The 21,264-nt window shown below is 31.5% G+C and carries 17 protein-coding genes and 2 pseudogenes; 18 read left to right on the top strand and 1 reads right to left on the bottom strand.

Annotated elements, in window-relative coordinates; translation table 11 throughout:
* Positions 1-107 precede the first annotated feature (107 nt).
* Complete coding sequence (locus tag CN925_RS09350) at positions 108-284, top strand: hypothetical protein (protein ID WP_180232916.1); 177 nt, start codon at positions 108-110, stop codon at positions 282-284.
* A gap of 49 nt (positions 285-333) precedes the next feature.
* Entirely contained in the window at positions 334-582 is a 249-nt protein-coding gene (locus CN925_RS21710) for a hypothetical protein (protein ID WP_098846121.1), read from the top strand.
* A gap of 129 nt (positions 583-711) precedes the next feature.
* Here the strand turns inward: CN925_RS21710 and CN925_RS09340 are convergent, their stop codons facing one another.
* Positions 712-945, bottom strand: a complete 234-nt coding sequence (locus tag CN925_RS09340) for a hypothetical protein (RefSeq protein WP_098845982.1) — start codon at positions 943-945, stop codon at positions 712-714.
* 301 nt (positions 946-1,246) lie between these two features.
* Between CN925_RS09340 and tatA the strand changes: the two genes are divergently transcribed.
* The 16 genes and pseudogenes from tatA to CN925_RS09265 all read left to right on the top strand — a co-directional run bounded on the left by tatA (position 1,247) and on the right by CN925_RS09265 (position 21,242).
* Positions 1,247-1,429, top strand: coding sequence for a twin-arginine translocase TatA/TatE family subunit (gene tatA / locus CN925_RS09335; RefSeq protein ID WP_098845981.1), 183 nt, complete (start codon positions 1,247-1,249; stop codon positions 1,427-1,429).
* Between the two features lie 328 nt (positions 1,430-1,757).
* Positions 1,758-2,771: a multicopper oxidase domain-containing protein gene (locus CN925_RS09330; RefSeq protein WP_098845980.1), complete on the top strand. Its 1,014-nt coding sequence runs from the start codon at positions 1,758-1,760 to the stop codon at positions 2,769-2,771.
* A 16-nt stretch (positions 2,772-2,787) separates the two neighbouring features.
* Complete coding sequence (locus CN925_RS09325) at positions 2,788-3,957, top strand: ZIP family metal transporter (protein WP_098845979.1); 1,170 nt, start codon at positions 2,788-2,790, stop codon at positions 3,955-3,957.
* Positions 3,958-4,126: 169 nt separating this feature from the next.
* Positions 4,127-5,163 (top strand): annotated as a pseudogene (locus CN925_RS09320) (flavin-containing monooxygenase).
* 137 nt (positions 5,164-5,300) lie between these two features.
* Positions 5,301-6,170: a Cof-type HAD-IIB family hydrolase gene (locus CN925_RS09315; RefSeq protein WP_098845978.1), complete on the top strand. Its 870-nt coding sequence runs from the start codon at positions 5,301-5,303 to the stop codon at positions 6,168-6,170.
* A 130-nt stretch (positions 6,171-6,300) separates the two neighbouring features.
* Positions 6,301-7,521, top strand: a complete 1,221-nt coding sequence (locus CN925_RS09310; RefSeq protein WP_098845977.1) for a sugar efflux transporter — start codon at positions 6,301-6,303, stop codon at positions 7,519-7,521.
* 562 nt (positions 7,522-8,083) lie between these two features.
* On the top strand, positions 8,084-9,844 hold the full coding sequence (locus tag CN925_RS09305; protein WP_098845976.1) for an adenine deaminase C-terminal domain-containing protein: 1,761 nt from the start codon (positions 8,084-8,086) through the stop codon (positions 9,842-9,844).
* A gap of 250 nt (positions 9,845-10,094) precedes the next feature.
* Positions 10,095-11,552 carry a spore germination protein gene (locus CN925_RS09300; RefSeq protein ID WP_180232915.1) on the top strand — a complete coding sequence of 486 codons (1,458 nt, stop codon included), beginning with the start codon at positions 10,095-10,097 and terminating at the stop codon, positions 11,550-11,552.
* A gap of 24 nt (positions 11,553-11,576) precedes the next feature.
* Positions 11,577-12,674, top strand: coding sequence for a GerAB/ArcD/ProY family transporter (locus CN925_RS09295; protein WP_098845974.1), 1,098 nt, complete (start codon positions 11,577-11,579; stop codon positions 12,672-12,674).
* Entirely contained in the window at positions 12,671-13,789 is a 1,119-nt protein-coding gene (locus CN925_RS09290; RefSeq protein ID WP_098845973.1) for a Ger(x)C family spore germination protein, read from the top strand. Before CN925_RS09295 ends, CN925_RS09290 begins: the two co-directional genes overlap by 4 nt.
* Before the next feature lie 319 nt (positions 13,790-14,108).
* On the top strand, positions 14,109-16,226 hold the full coding sequence (locus CN925_RS09285; RefSeq protein ID WP_098845972.1) for a HelD family protein: 2,118 nt from the start codon (positions 14,109-14,111) through the stop codon (positions 16,224-16,226).
* A 263-nt stretch (positions 16,227-16,489) separates the two neighbouring features.
* Positions 16,490-17,254 carry an ABC transporter ATP-binding protein gene (locus tag CN925_RS09280; protein WP_286138306.1) on the top strand — a complete coding sequence of 255 codons (765 nt, stop codon included), beginning with the start codon at positions 16,490-16,492 and terminating at the stop codon, positions 17,252-17,254.
* A gap of 1 nt (position 17,255) precedes the next feature.
* Entirely contained in the window at positions 17,256-18,890 is a 1,635-nt protein-coding gene (locus CN925_RS09275) for a hypothetical protein (RefSeq protein ID WP_098845971.1), read from the top strand.
* A 166-nt stretch (positions 18,891-19,056) separates the two neighbouring features.
* Entirely contained in the window at positions 19,057-20,079 is a 1,023-nt protein-coding gene (locus tag CN925_RS09270; RefSeq protein WP_098845970.1) for an NADH:flavin oxidoreductase/NADH oxidase, read from the top strand.
* 120 nt (positions 20,080-20,199) lie between these two features.
* A pseudogene (locus CN925_RS21270) lies at positions 20,200-20,364 on the top strand (HTH domain-containing protein); the annotation flags it as partial.
* 302 nt (positions 20,365-20,666) lie between these two features.
* A complete protein-coding gene (locus CN925_RS09265) occupies positions 20,667-21,242 on the top strand; it encodes a TetR/AcrR family transcriptional regulator (RefSeq protein ID WP_098845969.1) in 576 nt (191 codons plus the stop codon).
* The last annotated feature ends 22 nt before the right edge of the window (positions 21,243-21,264 follow it).

Genomic DNA, 21,264 nt, shown 5'->3' with positions numbered 1-21,264 from the left:
TACTTGAAAAAGATATGTAGTAAGGTGACATATCTTTTTTCAATTAACCTTTCTCCATCATTCAAAGGTTAATTGGAATTTATAGTGGTAAAAAGGAGGGGGAAGTCGTGAAGCAGAATAGGGTCATTGGGAAAAGTGTTCCTAAAAAAGAAAGTTGGGATAAAGTAACCGGGAGAGTAAAATATATTGATGATGTTCAAGAGGTTGGTACACTACATGCCAAACTCGTAACGAGTACTCATGCTTATGCAATTATACGTGATATTTATATAAAGAAAGCATAGAAGGTCAAAGGAGTACGGATGATCATTTGGAACAGACTATCCGCTTCTTATAGGAACAACGATTAAAGACCGACCATTACTTGCTTTTGAAAAAGTACGATACTATGGTGAGCCAGTTGCTATTGTCATAGCAGATACGGAAGCTATTGCAATAAAAGCATCTACTTTAATCTGTATTCAATACGAACCCCTTCCTGTCGTAAATTCACCTGAAGCCGCATATCAACAGGACTCTCCTTTAGTACATGAAAATATTGAAGAATATTTATTTCACTTAGTCCATTACTTGATAAAATAATTCTCTTAAAGATTAATAAACTAATGATCATAATCTTAATTTAAAAAAGCCTACGTTAATAAAAAAACGCAGGCTTTTATATTTTTTTAGAATTACTTTTTTTAAGAAAAGTTAAGTGTAAATATGTTTTTAACAATTTTTGAAATAGATAGGAATCGTACCAATTGGCGTAATTTGATACGGAATAGGGTTCAATTCAACGGGCACTGGAGGTAGATTGGAAAAAACACTTTTTAGATTCTTATGACGGGAACCTTTAACCTTTACTTTTACATGTTCACTATTTGATTCATTTTTATGAATGTTATTCTCATAATTTCGACCAAATAAAAAATCATCAAACTTATTAGTTGAAGTTATCATATCACTCCTAAATTCAAATTTTCGTATGTATAATTAATATATACAAATTTAGGAATAATGAATGGGCATGGTTAGGCGTACATTTTTAAGTCAAAAATAGTAAAAGAATTCCGTTCAATTAAGTTCTTAAGTTATGACTTAAAAAATGAATCAACTAAAAAAATCTTGGTCTTTTTGTTGAAATCTGTTTATAATTTATGTGATTAAAGAGGAATATCTTTTTGTAGTACTATTTTTATGGTCTTATAGATAAGTACATTAGTGAATAGTTAATAAATAAGATAAAGGGAGGGAATAAGTAATGGCAAACATAGGCATACCAGGGTTGATACTAATCTTAATTTTGGCTTTAATCATTTTTGGACCTAAGAAATTACCTGAAATTGGAAAAGCCTTTGGACAGACGCTGAAAGAGTTTAAACGCTCAACTCAAGGTTTAACAAATGATATTATAGAAGATAAGGATCATAGTGAGAAGAAATAGTCCTAGTTAAATGAATCATAGGAATCGTTATTATACCTACAACGCAGGTATTTTCTTCAACACCAAGGACTCACGTTGATTGGAATATCTAAGTATTCATGTTTTATTAGATTTTTATTTTTCGAATCCAACTATTTTCCATATAATGATCTTAAAAATTTGAAAGATTGTATTTTTTGTATTGATTACAAAAAGTACAATCTTTTTTTTATTAAAAAAATTTAATGTAATGTGTATTTTTCTATTGACAATAAACCCGTCCGTATCCTAAAGTATAGACAAATACAATAAAGTTGCACTTGGGAAAAACTTTAGGGGAGGTCAAACTATGCCTAATAAAAAAGTATCAAGACGTGATATTTTAAAGATTGGCACAACTGGCATGCTAGGAATTGCTGGAAGTATGTATTTAAATGCGTTAAGTCCTTTTACTAATAAAGTAAACGCTTCAGAACATACAAATCATAAACACAATCATTCTATGAATCACGATACAATGATCGATTCTTCGAAAACAGAAGGGTATAAAATGGCTGAACGCCTTCTAACAGAATTTGATTATGGAAAAGTATCGACACTTTCAAATGGTAAAACATTGCGAGAATATACAGTTGTTGCAATTGATAAAGAAATTGAAATTGCCAAAGGTATTAAATTTCCAGGTTGGACGTTCAATGGGACGATTCCTGGACCAACTTTTAGATGTACAGAAGGTGATCTTTTACGTTTCCATTTTACAAATAAGGGAAGCCATCCACACTCTATTCATTTTCACGGTATACATCCACCTAAAATGGATGGCCTATTACCAGTTATGCCTGGACAATCATTTACTTATGAATTTGAAGCAAAACCTTATGGATTACAGATTTATCATTGTCATGTACTCCCTTTAGCACGCCATATTCATAAGGGATTATATGGGAATTTTATTATTGATCCAAAAAAACCTAGAGATAAAGCAAAAGAATTTAATATGGTTATGAATGGATTCGATCTTGATTTAGATGGCGAAAATGAGTTTTACACAGTTAATGGTTATGCTTTTGCATTCATGAATCATCCAATTAAGGTAAAGAAAGATGAACTTGTTCGTATTTACTTAAGTAATCTAACTGAATTTGATTTATTAAACTCGTTTCATTTACATGCGAATTTTTTCACTTATATTCCAACAGGAATTAATGAAAATCCGACTCAATTTACTGATACAGTCATGCAATGTCAAGGAGAGCGAGGAATTATTGAGGTTCGATTCCCTTACAGGGGGAAATATATGTTCCATGCTCACGTAAGTGAATTTGCAGAATTAGGCTGGATGGGCTTCTTTGAGGTTGAATAGAAAGGAGTGAATGTTGATGAAACTAAAAGGGGTTATGATAGGGCTTATCCCATTCGTTTTATTGGTTGTCGTATTAAGCTGGATATTTATGAATGGAGCTGGAGTTGAAAAAGATCCTGCTGCACCAATAGAAGTATTAAATATTGAAAAAATAAAAATCACTAAGGCTGGATTTGAAGTAGATGTTAAAAATACGGGACCTGAATCACTAACTATTGCCCAGTTGATGGTTGATGATTCAGTCTGGAATTTTACGGTTACTCCTAGTCAGACTTTAGAGAGATTTCAAGATGGTAAGATTACGATTTATTATCCTTGGGTTGAAGGCGATCCTCACGTGATTAAGTTAATTACGTCAAATGGAATTGTTACAGAAGGTGAAGTAGCTGCAGCAACTTTAACTCCCGAACCAAGTTGGAAAAACTTTATGAATTATGGATTAATAGGTTTTTATGTGGGAATTGTTCCAATCGCATTAGGTTTATTATGGTATCCATTTATGAAGCGCTTAAAAAGAAGTTGGATTAATGCAATACTAGCACTTACCGTAGGACTATTATTATTTCTATTTGTCGGAACAATTGCAGATGGATTTGAAATCGGAGCAGAGGCGCCAGCAGTTTTCCAAGGGAATATGGTTGTGATTATCAGTACAGTCCTTTCGTTTTTACTATTAATTGGATTTGATCAGTATCAACAAAAACGACAAAAAAGTATCGGATATACACCATTTGGTATTTCACTGTTAATGGCAACAGGAATCGGAATGCATAACTTTGGAGAAGGTTTAGCGATTGGTTCGTCATTTGCGCTTGGTGAAGCAGCACTAGGTACATTTTTAATCATCGGTTTTACCCTTCACAATATTACAGAAGGAATCGGAATTGCAGCACCGCTACTCAAAACAAAACCAAAAATAAGTACATTCATCCTTTTAGGAGCAATTGCTGGTGCACCTGCAATTTTGGGAACTTGGTTCGGTGGCTTTATCTTCTCACCAATATGGGGAGCGATCTTCCTAGGAATTGGAGCAGGAGCTATTTTACAAGTAATCTTTGTCATTACGAAAATGCTCATTGAAGACCATAAAAAACATAATGAACAGTCTGTTTCTTGGTTAAATCTGGCTGGTTTTACAATAGGGCTTTTAATTATGTATTTTACTGCTTTCTTTGTGAAGTATTAATAAACAATATAAAAGCGAAATTTCGCGAGTAATGTAAAAGGAGATAGAGAAATCTATTTCCTTTTTATTTTATTTTATTTTCAAACTTGTATTGAAAGAAATGAAATAAGAAAAGTATAATAATATATGAACAACTATTCATATATTACGATTAATGGAAGTGATCTGGATGAATTATGATGTAATAATCATTGGTGCTGGCCAAGCTGGTCTTTCAATGGGGTATTATTTGAAAAAATCTGGCTTAACATTTCTGATTATTGATAGGATAAAAGAAGTTGGTGAAGTTTGGAAAAAACGATATTATTCTTTAACTTTATTTTCTCCTTGATCATATAGTTCACTGCCTGGTTTCGTTTTTGATGGAAATCAAAATGATTATCCAACAAAAAATGAAGTGGTCGAATACTTGTCTACATATGCAAAATTTTTTTCATTACCTATTCAATTAAACACTTCTGTTCAAAAATTATCTAAAGCAGGAAATAGTTTTACGATTAAAACAAATGTCGGGGAATTTCATGCAAAAAATATTGTTGTTGCAACAGGACCTTTTCAAACACCATTCATCCCAAAATTTTCAAGCAATCTCTCTTCAACTGTTTACCAAGTACATTCATCTGAATACAAAAACCAAAATCAATTAAAAGAAGGATCTGTATTAGTAGTTGGTGGGGGAAATTCCGGAGCACAAATTGCAGTAGAACTCTCAAAAGAAAGAAAAGTGTATTTGTCAATTGGACAAAAGATGATGTTTTTACCTCAAACCATCGGTACAAAAAATCTTTTTGGTGGTTCGATAAATTAGGCTTATTAAATGTAAATATTAATACAAATGTGGGTCAGTTTTTAAGTAAGCGACACGATCCTATTTTTGGGTTAGAACTTAAAAATTTGATTAAAAATGCTACAGTCGAACTGAAATCAAGAACACAATCCATACATAATGACCTGTTTTATTTTGAGGATCACACTCAACTGCATGTGGATAACGTAATCTGGTCTACTGGATTTAAGGAGGAGTATTCTTGGATTCAAATAGATGATCTAATCGATTCAAATGGAGATCCAATTCATCAAAGAGGAGTTACAACGATTGAAGGTTTATACTTTCTAGGTTTACCTTGGCAATTTCGTAGAGGCTCGGGGCTTCTTTATGGAGTTGGAAAAGATGCCAATTATTTGTATCAACAGATTTGTAACTAACGTTAAGTTGTATTTAACTAAGAAATTCTGATTTTTTATATGCATAAATAAATAGAATAAACATATCTTCAAAACTATAATAATATCATTTCACCTATTACTTAAGAAATTTAAAACCCATTAAGGGAGAGATTCTTATGAAACTAATTGCATTAGATTTAGATGGTACTACACTTAACACGAATAAATTTATAAGTGAAGAGACGTTAAACTCAATTAAAAAAGCCCAGGCAGCGGGACATATCGTTATGATTTTATCCGGGCGTTCACCAAACTCAGTAAAAGATGAACTTTCAAAGTATGATTTAAATTGTCCAATTGGAGGGCATAACGGGACGGCATTATATGTTAATGGAGAATTAATAGAATTAAATTCTTTAGGAGGACCTCAAATTCAGGCAATCGCCTTAGAAGTTGAGAAAGAAATCTTACCGTATAATATTTCTACAAATAAGGGGATATTTGCCCCAAGTAATTGGGAACAACGCTTTGAACAAGTTGTTTCATCAGGCCGTGTTCCTAAAGAATACTTTGAAAACAGACACTTTAAAATGTTTACTACATCTCCAAAGGTATACGGACATTCATTTTTTAACAAAGTTCATGAAATAATCGATAATGAGCATTTTACGATTCAAAAGTTTCTTATATTAACTCTTGATCCAAAACAAATGGTGAGACTTGAACAAAAATTAAGATTAATAGATGAGACTTATGTTACTAGTTCTTCCCCTTTTAATCTTGAAGTTACACATTTAAATGGAAATAAAGGATATGGGTTAAAAGCAATGGCATCATATTTTAATATTCCATTAGAAAATACTGTAGCTATAGGAGACGAAAAAAATGATTTACCGATGCTTAATATAGCCGGTTTATCAATTGCCATGGGTAATGCTGAAGAAGAAGTAAAGCTCTCAAGTGATGTTGTTACATTAAGTAATGATGAAAATGGTGTAGCTTATGCATTCGAAAAATATATTTTTACAGAGTCAAATGTACTATAATAGAAAAGATATCTAAATAATCAACGTTTTCCTTGGTTAAATGTGTGAGTATGATACATGATCAAGGTTGTTTTTTTTGTTAATTTAAACTACTCGTTAAAATATAGAATTTGGCAAGGGGTGCTAAATATTGGTTACACGGATTAAAGAACTATTTGCCATTAAAGGGTATAGTTTATTTGTTATCTGCTTGTTATTTGTAGGGATTGGACTTTCAATCACAACTCCTTATTTATCCTTGTATTCTACAAAATATATAGGGATGAGCTCTGGAGCATTTGGAATCTTCATGGCAGTGATTTCATTAAGTGGTGTTTTAGTCAATACATTTATTGCTGAACGTTCTGATCGAGGGATTGACAGGAAATGGCTCATAATGATTGCGATGATTTCATCAGCAATTGGCTATGCTTCTTTTTTAATATTTCATAACTATTATTTATTATTAGTTTTTGTTGCTGTATTTAATGGATTAGGCGCAGCAGCTATGCCACAAATTTTTGCATCCGCACAGGAATCGGCAAATGCAAGTTTATCTAAAGATAAAACTTTAGCATTATCAACTTTAAGATCACTTGTTTCTTTAGGATTTTTAATTGGACCATTAGTAGGCACATTGATTTTAAGAGCAAGAGGATATGAAGGACTTTTTTGGGGAACATCTAGCATTTATGTCATGATTACACTTCTAGTATTCTTCTTTTTAGAAAAGAGAAAGCCAGTTTCGAACAATCTAAAAAAGAAAAACAAGACAAATGTATCAGCAGCTAAACGAAAACAGCTCAGACAACCATTTATTGCTTTTATCTTATTATTTGCTGTGAGTTCGATTAATTGGATCAACACACCACTATTTATTGTCAATGAGTTACATGGTACGAATACTGATGTTGGATTAGTCGTAAGTATATGTGCAGGTTTGGAAATTCCAATCATGCTTGTGTTAGGAGTACTTTCTAAAAAAATCTCGAATCATGCATTAATGATCTACGGCTGTTTTATTGGTTTACTCTATTACCTTATCTTAAGCATATCTACCCATACGTGGGAATTAATTATTGCACAGTTGTTACAGGCAACATACATCGCGATTGTTATGGGAAATGGAATAAGTTATTTTAACGACTTATTACCAAACTCACCTGGCTTTTCTGCATCTATTTATGCGAATTGCTCGACGATCGGAAGTTTAGTCGGCAATTTAGGCGGAGGTCTTTTTGCACAAATAGCAGGTTTTCGAAATGTTTATTTACTTTGTATATTGTTTGTAATTTGTTCACTCTTTATCTTATGGAAATCAAAAAATAATGTGGAAATGGAGATATCAACAAGTCATAGTCAGTCTGTTTAGTTGATTTATTTGACGGTGAGTTTTCATTTGAAATTAAGAAGTAAAAGGATCAATTTCAGGCAAGCTACTTTTATGAAAATAATGAAATCAAAAGAATGTTTATTATAATAAAGATCAAAAACGAGCTATTATTTACTGTAGCTCGTTTTTTTTAAGTTTTTGACAATAAGGATGAAATTGCAAGAAATATTAAATGTTGAAGAAGATATTAATCGACAAAATAGGAATTTGTAAACCTGTGTAGAAATTAGTCTATACAGGTTTTTTGATTGGAAGATGCTTATGATCGGTCGAAAAGAAGATAAAGGGCATGAAATCCCTCAACAAAGAATCAATGGTTGAAACTTTAAACGACATGACTTTATCCTATTTCCCTGTAAATAAAATTACTCATTGGAGGAATTTTTGGATACCTTGTAAAATTCAATACGAACGAGCTTGAAATTGTTATGTTTTTGAGATTCTTTATTTATAAAGGTGAATGATACTTCTTTCAATTGCGGGAGTGACGTTTGTTTATATGATTCTTGTACAATAAGTTTCTTAACAAAATAGGAGTGATATGATGAAAAATTATCGATGGAGTAATGAAGAGATTAGAAAACAAGTAAATGTTCTTGATGGCGTAATTAATCCGCATATCATTTTAAAAAATGCAACGTATTTAAATTCATATTTGAATCAATGGTTGCATGCGAATATTTGGGTTTATCATGATCGGATTGTCTATGTTGGTGAAGCTCTTCCGAATAACGTAAATGAAATTGAAGTGGTTGATTGTGAAGGACAATACATAGTGCCAGGTTATATTGAGCCTCATGCTCACCCATATCAACTCTATAATCCTCTTACTTTAGCAAAACATGCTGGACAATTCGGTACAACAACATTAATATGCGATAATCTAAAATTCTTCTTAGAATTGCCTAGTCATGCTGCATTTGAACTATTGAATGATTTTAAACATATTCCTTCAAGCATGTATTGGTGGTGCCGTTTTGATGCACAATCTGAATTTCCAAATAATGATGAGCTATTTAATTCAACTGATGTAATATCTTGGCTTGAAAATGAATTGGTTTTACAAGGTGGAGAATTAACTGCGTGGCCAAAGCTATTAAATGGTGACAACCAAATGCTTACCTGGATCCAAGAGACAAAGAAATTAAATAAGAAAGTCGAAGGGCATTTTCCTGGGGCTTCAGAACGCACTTTAGCTAAATTAATGTTATTAGGTGCAGATTGCGATCATGAAGCAATGACAGGAAAAGAAGTACTTTCCCGTTTAATGCAAGGTTATATCGTTTCATTAAGACATTCTTCGATACGACCTGATTTAGAAGTGCTTTTAAAGGAAATTAAAGAGCAAGGCATCCAAAAATTTGATCGATTTTTCTTTACAACTGACGGTTCACACCCCTATTTTTATGAAAAAGGGATGACGGATGAATTAATTAAAATAGCAATCCGTCACGAAATACCAGTCATTGATGCATATAATATGGCAAGTTATAATGTAGCTTGCTATTATAATATGGAACATTTACATGGTTCAATCGCCACAGGAAGAATTGCAAATCTTAATATACTACATAGTAAAGAAAATCCAACACCTATTAGCGTTATAGCAAAAGGTAAATGGATTAAGAGAGATGGAATGATGATTGATGAATATTTGTCAATTGATTGGGAGAAATACCACTTCTCTAAACTTGATTTAAAGTGGACTTTACATAAAGAGGATCTGAGCCTTACAAACTCATATGGGATTAACTTGATAAATAATGTGATAACTAAACCATATGAAAGTAAAATCGATGTAGAATGTGATGAACTATCATACGAACATGATGAATGTTTTCTTTTAATGGTTGGAAGAGATGGTACTTGGAGAATAAATACCCTTGTGAAAGGATTTGCTCAATATATGGGGGGATTTGCAAGTTCTTATTCTGGTACTGGAGACATTTTAATCTTAGGCAAAAGAAAATCAGATATGTTGAAAGCTTTTGAAAGAATGAAAGAAATCGGCGGTGGCATAGTACTAGTAGAAGATAACAAAGTTGTTTACGAAATAGCTTTATCTTTAAAAGGTAGCATGTCTAACTTAGATATGGACAGTTTAATCAAAATTGAGAAAAAAATGATTGAATTGTTACAAGAAAGAGGGTATAAATACGACGATCCTGCATTTACCCTGCTATTTTTTTCTGCAACCCATTTACCATTTATTCGTATAACGCCAAGTGGATTATATGATGTGAAAAATAAACAAATTCTAGTTTCTCCAATCAAAAGAGAAACTTCACAAAAAATAATTTAAGTAAAATATTAGATACAAATAGTTAATAAACTAACATAAAACGCAAGCTACAACTTAGGCATGAATCCAATAATTTTCCGATTCATGCCTTTTTATTTGAATAAAAACTTCTCGAAAACAAATTTTTTTATAAATAATTATTTATACTCAAAATAATGAAAAAGTACAAAAAAGCGCATACTATTCTAGATAATTTTATATGGACGATTGATTTATAGTCTTAGTTTTTAGAGAAGGGATGAAATATGAAGTGGATAGTATAAATGGAAGAAACGAAAAAAATAAGAAAAATAATATCCATAATTTCACAATAAATCCTGATGGAAATATCAATGAAAACTTGGAAATCATCGAATCAATCTTTCCTACTTCTGACATTGTAAAAAAAATTTTAATGATTGATGGAAAGGCTGCACTTTTAATTTATTTATCTGGTTTAGTAAATGAGCAAAAAATTGATTCATTTATTAATAATATTATTTCGCCAAAAAAAGATTTAGAGATATTCTTGAATAACAATACGGAATGTACTATTCGAATTGCTAAAATCGAAAAAGCAGTATTAGATGGTAAGAGCATTTTATTTTTAGACGGGATCTCATCTGCTTTTATTTATGCTACAGAGAATCCACCTCATAGATCATTCATGCCACCAAATATCGATAATTCGTTGAAAGGTTCAAGAATTTCTTTTGTTGAAACATATCAAGATAATATTGCCTTGCTCCGTAGATTTATTCAAAATAGAGATTTTCGAACAAAACAAACTGAAATTGGAAATGATAATAGAAGCATCGTGTCGATTGCTTATTTAGATGGTGTAGTTGACGAGAATCTCTTATTATCTGTAGAGAATACAATTTCAGAAATAAAAGTAGATTCAGTGTTAAATGCCAATCAATTGGCTCAATTAATGGAGAGAAATCAATTCTCACCATTCCCACAAATCATAACGACGGAAAGACCAGATGAAGCGGCTACGTCTATTTTAAAAGGAAAAGTCGTTCTAATATTAGATCGTTCATCTGAAGTCATTATTTTACCATCTGAGTTTATATCATTCTTTACAAGTATTGATGATTATTCTTCTAGAACTTTAGTAGCTTCCTTTAATCGTCTACTTCGGGTTTGTGCATTCTTAATTACACTTTATTTACCTGGAATTTATATTGCAATGGTTTCGTTCAACTATGAAGTTATTCCATTAAAATTACTTTTTTCAATTGGTGAATCACGTGCTCATGTCCCTTTTGATCCACTATTTGAAGCAATTATTATGGAAATTACATTAGAAATGCTTAGGGAAGCTGGGATAAGATTACCAGCACCCATTAGTACGACAGTAGGAGTAGTTGGAGGAATTGTAATTGGCCAAGCTGCTGTTCAAGCGGGTATTGTAAGTAATATTATGGTTATCGTTGTAGCATTGACAGCTATTTCTTCCTTCATTATTCCAAAATATGAAATGGCATCAAGTTTACGCATATTAAGATTTCCAATTATGTTAATGGCATCTTTATTTGGCATTTTTGGTCTAGTAATAAGCACGATGATCCTAATCGTACACGGATTATCATTAAAGAGCTACAATATTTCGTATACTTCACCACTTTCACCAATTATATTTACTCAGCTAAAGGATACATTTATACGAATGCCATTAAACTATCTTTGGAAAAATCAAAATAAAAACATTAAAAAGGGTTAAGTGAAAATTGGATGTGATTAGAAAATGAATGTAAGCAAATTTAACATTTCATACTATCAATTTGTTCTAATAATATTTGGTGTACAGGTCGGTATTGGGATGTTATCTCTACCACGTAATTTAGCTGAAATAGCAGGAACTAGCAGTTGGATTTCAATCATTTTGGGAGGTTTAATCACTACATTACTTAGTATGTTATATATAAAGTTAAGTCAAAAAGTTCCACACGATAGTTTTTCGTCTTTAATTACGATTTATTTAGGAAATGTGCTTGGAAAAATTTGTCTCTTCTTACTAGCAATCTTCTTCTTATATGCTGCTTATTTAGTATTAATGTTATCTGTATTATTTGTTCAAACTTATTTACTTCAACATACTAGTGCTTTTATCATTTTGTTCTTATTTCTTATTCCTAGTTATCAATTAATAACAGGTGGTATTCATTTAATAGCGAAATATATTGAAACGATTTTTCCGCTAATTATTTTTTTTATAGTTATTCTATTTCTAACATTAAAAGAGCCAAACATTAAAAATCTATTTCCTATTATAAAAGAAGGTTGGCTTCCTATTATAAAAGCTGTACCTACAACGACAATGTCATTTTTAGGTATTGAAATAATATTTTTAATCTATCCATATTTAGAAAAAAAGGATAAAGCAATGAAAGGTGTAATTACCGCTAATGTGATGAGTACGTTTATGTATTTATTTGTAACAATTATTAGTTTTGTTAATGCTAACCCGTATGAAATATTGGATATTTTTTCACCTGTTATAGCGATGTTAAGTATTATTGAATTTCAGTTTTTAGAACGAATGGATGTAATCCTATTATCATTATTATTTATGGTTATTTCAAAAACATGGGTTACATATTTTTGGGCCGGGTTGGTAGGATTTAATGAGTTGTTTAAAATGAAAAAATTTCCACTTTTTGTGTTAATTATTTTTGGCATAATCACCATTAGTACTTATCTATTCATTCCAACCTTTAAATTAATTGGTCTTCAATTAAAAATAATTTCTAACACAGGACTAATTGTTATTTTAGGAATACCTTTAATTTTATGGGTAGCTAGAATAGTAAATAAAGATAAGTTTAGGGTGACAACAAAGTGAAAAAGATTGCTAAATGTTTGTTAATGGTTACGTTATTAATTGGATTAACTGGTTGTAATGATAAAATAAATATTGAAGATCTCACAATAGCTCTTATATGGGGGATCGATTTAGATCAGCAAGGTGATGTTGTTATTTATATGGCAAGTCCTGTATTTAGTAAAGATGTTAAAGAAAAAAATGAACATTTTAAAGTTAAAAGTTTATCATTTAGAGAAGCTAGAGATATTATTGATTCAAAAGCACTAGGAATCACAGCTGGTGGAAAAGTACAGACGGTTTTAATTGGTAGAAAAGTAATTGAACAAAAAAACTGGTATTCGTTATTAGATTTATTTTATCGAGATCCAAAGATGCGTCTTAATGCTGATTTAGTAGTTGTTAATGGTTCTGTTTCAGATGTTTTTGATTTTAGCCCAAAAAATAAGCCAAGTTTATCATTATTTATTCCACAGTTACTAAAAACTGCAAATTTTAGAAACGTCTCTGTGCGTACTCCATTAAGGTATTTTTACAAAATAAATTTTGAAAAAGGTATTACTCCTTATACACCAGAATTAACTTTAAAAGATAACGCTTTGGAAGTAAGTGGTACGATATTATTAAACAAACAAAACCAATATCGAAGGACTCTATCATTAAAGGAAACAATGCTATTAATAATTTTACAGGATAGAAAAGCAGGCCAATTAACTATGTGGTTAAATGGGAATAAACATAAAAAAAATGAAAATACAATCTTGAATAGTAAAATCAGTTTTTATATTAAAAATATAAAAAGGAACGTAAAAAAGAAATTTGATGATGGTAAATACCAATTTAATATTAATCTCAAACTACCGATTGCTATTACTGAATCTCCAATTAAATTAAATGACAAGTCAGAAGGAAAGTTAGTAAAAGAAATAGAAAATGAATTGCAAAAAGAACTAAATCTTTTCGTTAAATCTCTGCAAAATGACAAGGTTGATCCAATTGGCCTCGGTCTTTTTGCTAGATCCTTTAAATACTCAGAATGGAAAAAAGTAGAGGATGATTGGGTTGGTGCATTTCAACAATCAAAAATTAAGGTTAAAGTTAAAATTATCTTAGTTGATAGAGGTATATCAATGTAAGGAATATAAGATTGAAACACGAAAGTATTATTTGATGAGGAAGAACTAAAACAGGATATTTTACCTATAAACAATAAAGTCTCTATTGTAGAAATGCTATTTAGGGAAGAACCTAAGATAACGTGAAGTCTCTAAAAAGGAGATGAATTCTGTTTTCTACAGGTTCTCTTTTTTATTTTATACTACTTCCATCTATTTGCATTTGTTTAGCTAATATAAATTTTATTTTAAAAACCTCTTTACTTTTTAATGAACTTCTTGATACAATAGCTTTCCGTCTGAAAATTCGGCTATTTATTGGCATAAAGGGGGTAGAAAAATGTCTACACAACAATTTAATGAAGAACTTCAGTATTTAAACAAAATTTTATCTGAAATGGAACGGCAACTAACGAAACTTGAAGGGATTCCCGTATACACTGGTAGTGATGTAACCGAACAAGTTCTTGAAGGAATTCGAGAAACGAATCGAAGAAATCTTCGCTTAGCTAAAAATGAACCTTATTTTGGTCGAATGGATTTTCAAGAGGAACAGAAAGAGTTAGTACCTGTTTACATAGGAAAAGTAGGAATATCAGAACAAGCTACGGAAAATCCATTAATAATTGATTGGCGTGCTCCTGTTGCTAGTATGTTTTATTCGTTTACAGGGGGAGATGAACCTGCTTATTACGAATCTCCTGAAGGTATGATTGAAGGTACGATCTATTTAAAACGAAATATAGTAATCCGCAAAAAAAATCTCCAACGCGTTGTAGATACATATGTAAAAGGCGATCAAGATGTATCAACTACTGATGATTTTCTTCTATATCGATTAAGTGAAAACAAAGATAATCGCTTAAAGGATATTGTATCTACCATTCAATCTGAACAAAATGATATTATTCGTTCATCCAAAAATACACCTTTAGTCATTCAAGGGGTGGCAGGAAGCGGAAAAACAACTGTTGCTCTTCATCGACTTGCATTTCTGATTTACCAATACCGTGAAACATTAAGGGCAGATAAAATGATTATTTTTGCACCTAATAATATGTTTCTAGATTATATTTCAAACGTACTTCCTGAGTTAGGAGTAGGCGGCATTCAACAAACAACCTTTTCTGATTGGGCATTAAACACTCTCGACTATGAAGTAAAATTAAAGGATTCATCAGATAACTTAAACAAATGGTTCGCAACTGGCACCAATCGAATCGAAATTAATCATAATAGTCCAGGGAAATGGAAAGGCTCGACTCAATTTTTAACCTATATTGATCAATGTTTGGATACTTATGAAGCCTCAGCTGTTCCTGAAAAGGATTTCAAACCATGGAAAAAAAGAATGATTGATAAAGAAACACTTAAACATTGGTTTGATGTTGAATATAAACATTATCCACTTGCCAAACGAAGAGAACGCATTGTAGCACGGCTAAAGAAATGGATAGATAATGAGCTAAAAGTGATCGAAGAAACGAACAGAAGAAAAGAGAAAAAGAAAAAAGCAACCCAGTATTTAAATTCTTATATGAAACAATGGCCAAAACATACTGCACTTTCCTTTTATAAAACTTTATTCACAACAACATATGGTTCTTCTATTGTATACGAAATACCAGCAGATATTATTAAATCTACATCTTTAAATTGTAAAAAGAAAGAGATGGACCAGGAAGATTTGGCTCCGCTAGTCTATATTCATAATCGACTTTATGGAATTGAGTCTAAGCAAAAATTCCATCATGTAATAGTCGACGAAGCACAGGATTTTTCACCTTTTCAAATTGCATTATTAAAACAATTGACAATCGGAAATTCATTCACCATTCTCGGAGATTTATCACAAGCCATTCACGAGTATCAAGGGATTCATAATTGGAATGAATTTATAGATGTTTTCAATGATAAAGAAGTAACTTATTACGAGTTAAATAGAAGCTATCGTTCCACAATGGAAATCATTCATTTTGCAAATGAGATTATAAAAAAGGCAAATATTCCTGTTAGCTTAGCAAATCCAGTATTTCGAAGTGGAGAAAAAGTTAAAATACAAGAAGTTGATCAAACTAATCGAATTCAAGTAATTATTAATACGATTCAACAACTAAAAGAGGATAAAATGGATACAATTGCAATTATTGGCCGCTCAGAAGATGATTGTGCCATTTTACATAGTGAATTATGCAAAGCGGGAGAAGAAGTTTCCTTTATTCATTCAAAACAGAGAAAATACGAAGGTGGCATTTCAGTAGTACCTGTGTATCTTTCTAAAGGACTAGAATTTGATGCAGTCATACTTGTCGATGTAGATGATGTGCACTATGAAGAAACGAAACAAGAAGCTAAGTTGCTTTATGTTGGATGTACACGAGCACTTCACAATTTGACTGTATTATATTCTGGAAACAAATCTCCATTAATTGAAAAATCACCGCTTCAGACTGTTTAACTACAATAATTATTAAGCTAAAAGATTAAACTCAATTTTAAAGGAGCATCGATTATACAGATCGATGCTTTTTTATATTGGCACGAATGAACGTCCTAAATCTTATGTCATGTTTTTACATTTCAAAAAATCATTCTGAAAATATCAATAAATATCCAAAATATGGTAAATCTTACTCTTTTCAACAAGATTAATGGTCTATTAATATTAAAGTATTAAATTAAAAGTAGGTGATCATCATCGAAGCAAAAGAAGAAGTCGTATTGTGTTTAAAGGATTTGAAGAAGGACTATGGGGCTAAATCTGTTTTAAAAGGAATTGATTTAACAGTCCATCGTGGACAAATTATTGGTTACATTGGGCCGAATGGAGCAGGTAAAAGTACAACTATTAAAATTTTATTAGGATTAGAAAGTAATTACTCTGGGAATGTTGAGATTTTTGGGGAAGAAATCTCAGAACAGAATGTTGAATACAAGAAGAGAATTGGCTATGTTCCTGAAATTGCTGAATTATACGATAATCTTACAGCTAGAGAGTATTTAACATTCGTTGGCGAATTATACGGGATGGATTTTGATGAAGCTGATGAGAAGGCTATGAAGTTAATGAAAGTATTTGGTTTAGAGGAAGTTTACTTATCGCGAATTGCTTCTTTTTCAAAGGGGATGAGGCAAAAAGTCCTTATCATTTCCAGTTTAATACATAATCCTGACCTATTGTTTTTGGATGAACCACTTAGTGGACTTGATGCTAATAGTGTAATGGTATTTAAAGAAATTCTAGCCATTTTGGCTGCTAATGGGAAAACGATTTTTTATTCGTCTCATATTATGGATGTAGTAGAGAAAATAAGTAATCGAATTATTTTGATCAATGATGGCAAAATCGTAGCAGATGGTAGTTTTAAAGAGTTAAAGGAGCAAAATAAAGAAGGATCATTGGAACAGATTTTCAATCAGCTTACAGGGTTTAATGAACATCAATCTTTAGCTGAGGAATTCGTATCCATTGTTAAGGGGGAATAATATGAAGGATTTCCCTATGCTAAAAATCTTAGACTTTTTTCGACCGCTATTTGAATTGTTTGGTGTTGAATATCAAATCATGCGTAAAATTTTAGTCGTTAAATTAACAATGGATCGTCGTAGGACACCGACCATTTTTAATCAAAACAATAAGAAAACAAAGAAAGATGAAGAAAATGGAATAATAAAATCATTAGGAATGTATGTTTTACTAAGTTTGATGCTCATTCCATTAGTGATTTTTGGAAAAAGCTATGTATATGAAATGAGCGCTTTCTTTGGCATTGTTATGTTTCTCATCATGACATCGATGATCTCGGATTTTTCAACTGTCTTATTAGATGTGAAAGACAAGGGAATCCTTCTTACAAAACCGGTTGGAAAAAAGACGATTACAGCTGCTAAAATGGTACATATATCAATCTATCTTTTATTAATAACTACATCTATTACAGCATTACCAGTAATAGTCGGGACATTTAGACACGGTATTTTATTTTTATTTTTAGCGATTGTAGAACTTCTTCTTGTCAATTTATTTATAGTAGTTTTAACAGCGATTATCTATTATTATATTTTAAGATTTTTTGATGGTGAAAAATTAAAAGATATTATCAATTACGTTCAAATCGGTCTATCAATCTCGATTACAGTAGGTTATCAACTTGTTGCTAGAGCGTTTAGCTTTGTGAATTTTGATCTGTCATTTTCACCAACTTGGTATCATTTTCTAATTCCACCTATTTGGTTTGGGGCACCATTTGAGTTAATTTTAAATCGTAACACCAATACATTTCTTATTGGATTTACTATTTTAGCAGTAATTATACCTATTATTGCAATCATGCTATATAGTTTAATGATCCCATCCTTTGAGAAAAATCTTCAAAAATTATCTAATAATAGTGGTTTAAATAGAAAAAAAGTCAGTAAGTGGAAGAATTGGCTATCTAGCGTATTTTGCCGTAATAATGAAGAAAAAGTATTTTTTAAATTCGCTGATAACATGATGCGAAATGAGCGGGAATTCCGTCTAAAGGTTTATCCATCATTAGGATTATCATTCGTTCTTCCAATCGTTTTTCTATTTAATCAATTACAAATTCACTCCTATCAACATCTAATCGTAAGTAAGAGTTATTTAACAATTTATATGTCTTGCTTAATCATTCCGAATGCAATTTCAATGCTAAAATATTCCGGGAAATATAAAGGAGCTTGGATCTATAAAACAGCGCCAGTATCAAACCTTGCACCTTTATATAGTGCAACTTTAAAGGTATTTATCGCTAATCTATATTTTCCTGTCTATTTTATTTTAAGCATACTATTTATTGGAATCTTTGGTATGAAAATCATTCCCGATTTATTAGTTGTCTTTGTTAGCTCGATTTTATATACAGTTATTTGCTCAAATTATCTTAAAGGAACACTCCCATTTTCAGAGTCATTTGAGGATGCTCAACAAAATTCGGGTATCAAAATATTGTTTGCCTTATTATTAGGGGGAATATTGGCCTTAATTCACTGGGGGATCACTTTTATTCCATTTGGTGAAATGATTTACTTAGTCTTGCTAATGATTTTCACTTTCTTTTCATGGAAACGTGCTTATCACACGATTTGGAATTTTTGAAACGATATCAACCTAAAAAGTAGAGGGCTCTATGCTTTCTACTTTTTTATTCTATTTCTTGGGTAAGATAAATTTAGTGAACTGAGCAGTTAAATAGAATTTTTTACAAGGTTGGGATAATATGGGATTAAAGTTTAAATAAACAATTTGTGAAAGGACGTTGACTATGTCTAATTTATTCAAGCCATTCATATTCAAAGGATTAGAATTAAAAAATCGTGTCGTAATGCCACCAATGTGTCAATATTCAGTCCATTTAAAAGATGGGATTCCAACAGATTGGCATTTCGTTCATTATACTAGCCGTGCGATTGGGGGTACAGGTTTAATCATTATTGAAATGACGAATGTTGAAGATCGTGGCCGCATTTCAGATTATTGCCTAGGAATTTGGAGTGATGATCATATACCGGCATTTAAACGTATTATCGATGAATGTCATAAATATGGTGCAAAAGTTGCGATTCAAATTGCTCATGCAGGACGTAAAGCTGAAGATGCCCAAATTCCAGTGTCCTCTTCACCAAACCCTTTTAGCGAGAATTCAAAAACTCCACATGAGTTAACAACTTTAGAAGTTAAAGAAATGGTTGAAAAGTTCAAAAAAGGTGTAGAGCGTGCTGTTCTTGCAGGAGTAGATACAATTGAACTTCATGGTGCACATGGCTATCTCATTCACCAATTTGCATCTGCTTATACGAATCAAAGAACAGATGAATATGGGCAAGATAAATTTTTATTTGGAAAAGAAGTCATAAAAGCGGCTAAAAGTGTCATGCCAGATGACATGCCACTTATAATGCGAATTTCAGCGTTAGAATACGTTGATGGAGGCTATGGACTTGATTATTCTGTAGAAATGGCTAAAGCATTCCGAGATGCAGGTGTTGATATTTTCCACATTTCCTCTGGTGGTGAAGGTCCAATCGGTTCAGGAGGTAGACCTGGTTCTCATCCTGGCTATCAAGTCAAATTGGCCGAACAAATAAAGAAAGAAGTAGAAATCCCTGTAATTGCAGTAGGGAAATTGGATGATGCAAATCTTGCAGAATCTGTACTTGGCAACGAAGAAGCAGATTTAATCGCAGTTGGTCGTGGGATGTTAAGCAATCCTTATTGGGCAAACGAAGCATCGATCCTTCTTGATGGGAAACCTTTGACTCCAAAACCATATGAGAGAGCATATTAAGTTATTGCAAAAAAAAACGCCTAAATTAAAAAGTACCCTATAGAGTAGACACTTAAAAAAGTGCCCTCTATAGGGTACTTTTGTTTATAATGAGAAAAAACGGCATAGCGGAAATAGTAGATGAGCGATAAAATATTTACTGATAAAGAAATGAATCTACTTTCCAAAAACCAACACGTAAAGTCAGTTAGTACGAAAGGAATCACTTTCACAGATGAGTTCAAGCGTAATTTTATATCAGAAAATAAGAAAGGAAAATTACCGAGACAAATATTTGAAGAGTGTTGATTTGATATTGAAGTGATAGGAGGCTTAATATATGAAAACGGACTAACATTAAAACTAAAATGTTAGGTATACAAAATCTTGAGTTGAAAATTATGCTTTAGAATAATCATGGGTTAAGTAATTCAAGTAATGTTATCATATTAATGGAAGATTTAATGAAAAGAGGTACCAAACTAAATATAAAAGAATTATATTTAAATTAATAAATAGGATATAATTGTTACAAAGTAATTGTGTCAATTACAATATTACAAGCGGATAAAACAAAACTATAGTAATAAATCGAAAGTAGGGAAAAAATGGGGAGAGATCGAAAATTTAATACAGTAGATTTGTTCCTTTGCACTAAAAAATTAATTTTACAAACTGGGTACGAAGGTTTCACAATCGGAGAATTGGCAAAAATGTTAGACGTTTCACGTGCAGCAATCTATAAATACTATCAAAATAAAGATGAATTATTATTGGATTTTATGATTGAGGAAATGAATAATGTTTTGATAAGTTTTAAAACCATTCCAGAGGAACAAACTTTTTTAGAAAAGATTGATTTATTGCTGAAAAAAATTTTTATGTACAAGGATTTACATTTAATACTTGGCATGCAAGATATTATTCCAACGAAAGATGCTCCACATCTCGAGAATAAGAAAAAGAAGCTGTCTTTGATGCACAGAGAATTATATATGCCCCTTGTCCATATTATACAACAAGGGAAAAAAGAGGGTTTTATTGAAATGGAAATACCTAATGAGCTATTACTTGGGTTTATTTTTCAAAGTATTTCAATTCCAAATCACTCTGGATTAGATGATGAAAAGTTGATGGACTATATAAGGAATTTAATTTTAAGTGGTGTAATAAAAAATAAGTGACATATGTGTAACTTATATGTAT

The sequence above is a fragment of the Bacillus sp. AFS055030 genome, assembly GCF_002574545.1.
GTDB lineage: Bacteria > Bacillota > Bacilli > Bacillales > Bacillaceae_G > Gottfriedia.
This window is presented reverse-complemented; position numbering and strand designations above follow the sequence as displayed.

What these genes read in the sequence shown, in the direction of transcription:
- CN925_RS09340 (WP_098845982.1), bottom strand. Translation starts at nt 945, where the DNA reads ATGATAACTTCAACTAATAAGTTTGATGATTTTTTATTTGGTCGAAAT.
- tatA (WP_098845981.1), top strand. Translation starts at nt 1,247, where the DNA reads ATGGCAAACATAGGCATACCAGGGTTGATACTAATCTTAATTTTGGCT.
- CN925_RS09330 (WP_098845980.1), top strand. Translation starts at nt 1,758, where the DNA reads ATGCCTAATAAAAAAGTATCAAGACGTGATATTTTAAAGATTGGCACA.
- CN925_RS09325 (WP_098845979.1), top strand. Translation starts at nt 2,788, where the DNA reads ATGAAACTAAAAGGGGTTATGATAGGGCTTATCCCATTCGTTTTATTG.
- CN925_RS09315 (WP_098845978.1), top strand. Translation starts at nt 5,301, where the DNA reads ATGAAACTAATTGCATTAGATTTAGATGGTACTACACTTAACACGAAT.
- CN925_RS09305 (WP_098845976.1), top strand. Translation starts at nt 8,084, where the DNA reads ATGATGAAAAATTATCGATGGAGTAATGAAGAGATTAGAAAACAAGTA.
- CN925_RS09295 (WP_098845974.1), top strand. Translation starts at nt 11,577, where the DNA reads ATGAATGTAAGCAAATTTAACATTTCATACTATCAATTTGTTCTAATA.
- CN925_RS09285 (WP_098845972.1), top strand. Translation starts at nt 14,109, where the DNA reads ATGTCTACACAACAATTTAATGAAGAACTTCAGTATTTAAACAAAATT.
- CN925_RS09275 (WP_098845971.1), top strand. Translation starts at nt 17,256, where the DNA reads ATGAAGGATTTCCCTATGCTAAAAATCTTAGACTTTTTTCGACCGCTA.
- CN925_RS09270 (WP_098845970.1), top strand. Translation starts at nt 19,057, where the DNA reads ATGTCTAATTTATTCAAGCCATTCATATTCAAAGGATTAGAATTAAAA.
- CN925_RS09265 (WP_098845969.1), top strand. Translation starts at nt 20,667, where the DNA reads ATGGGGAGAGATCGAAAATTTAATACAGTAGATTTGTTCCTTTGCACT.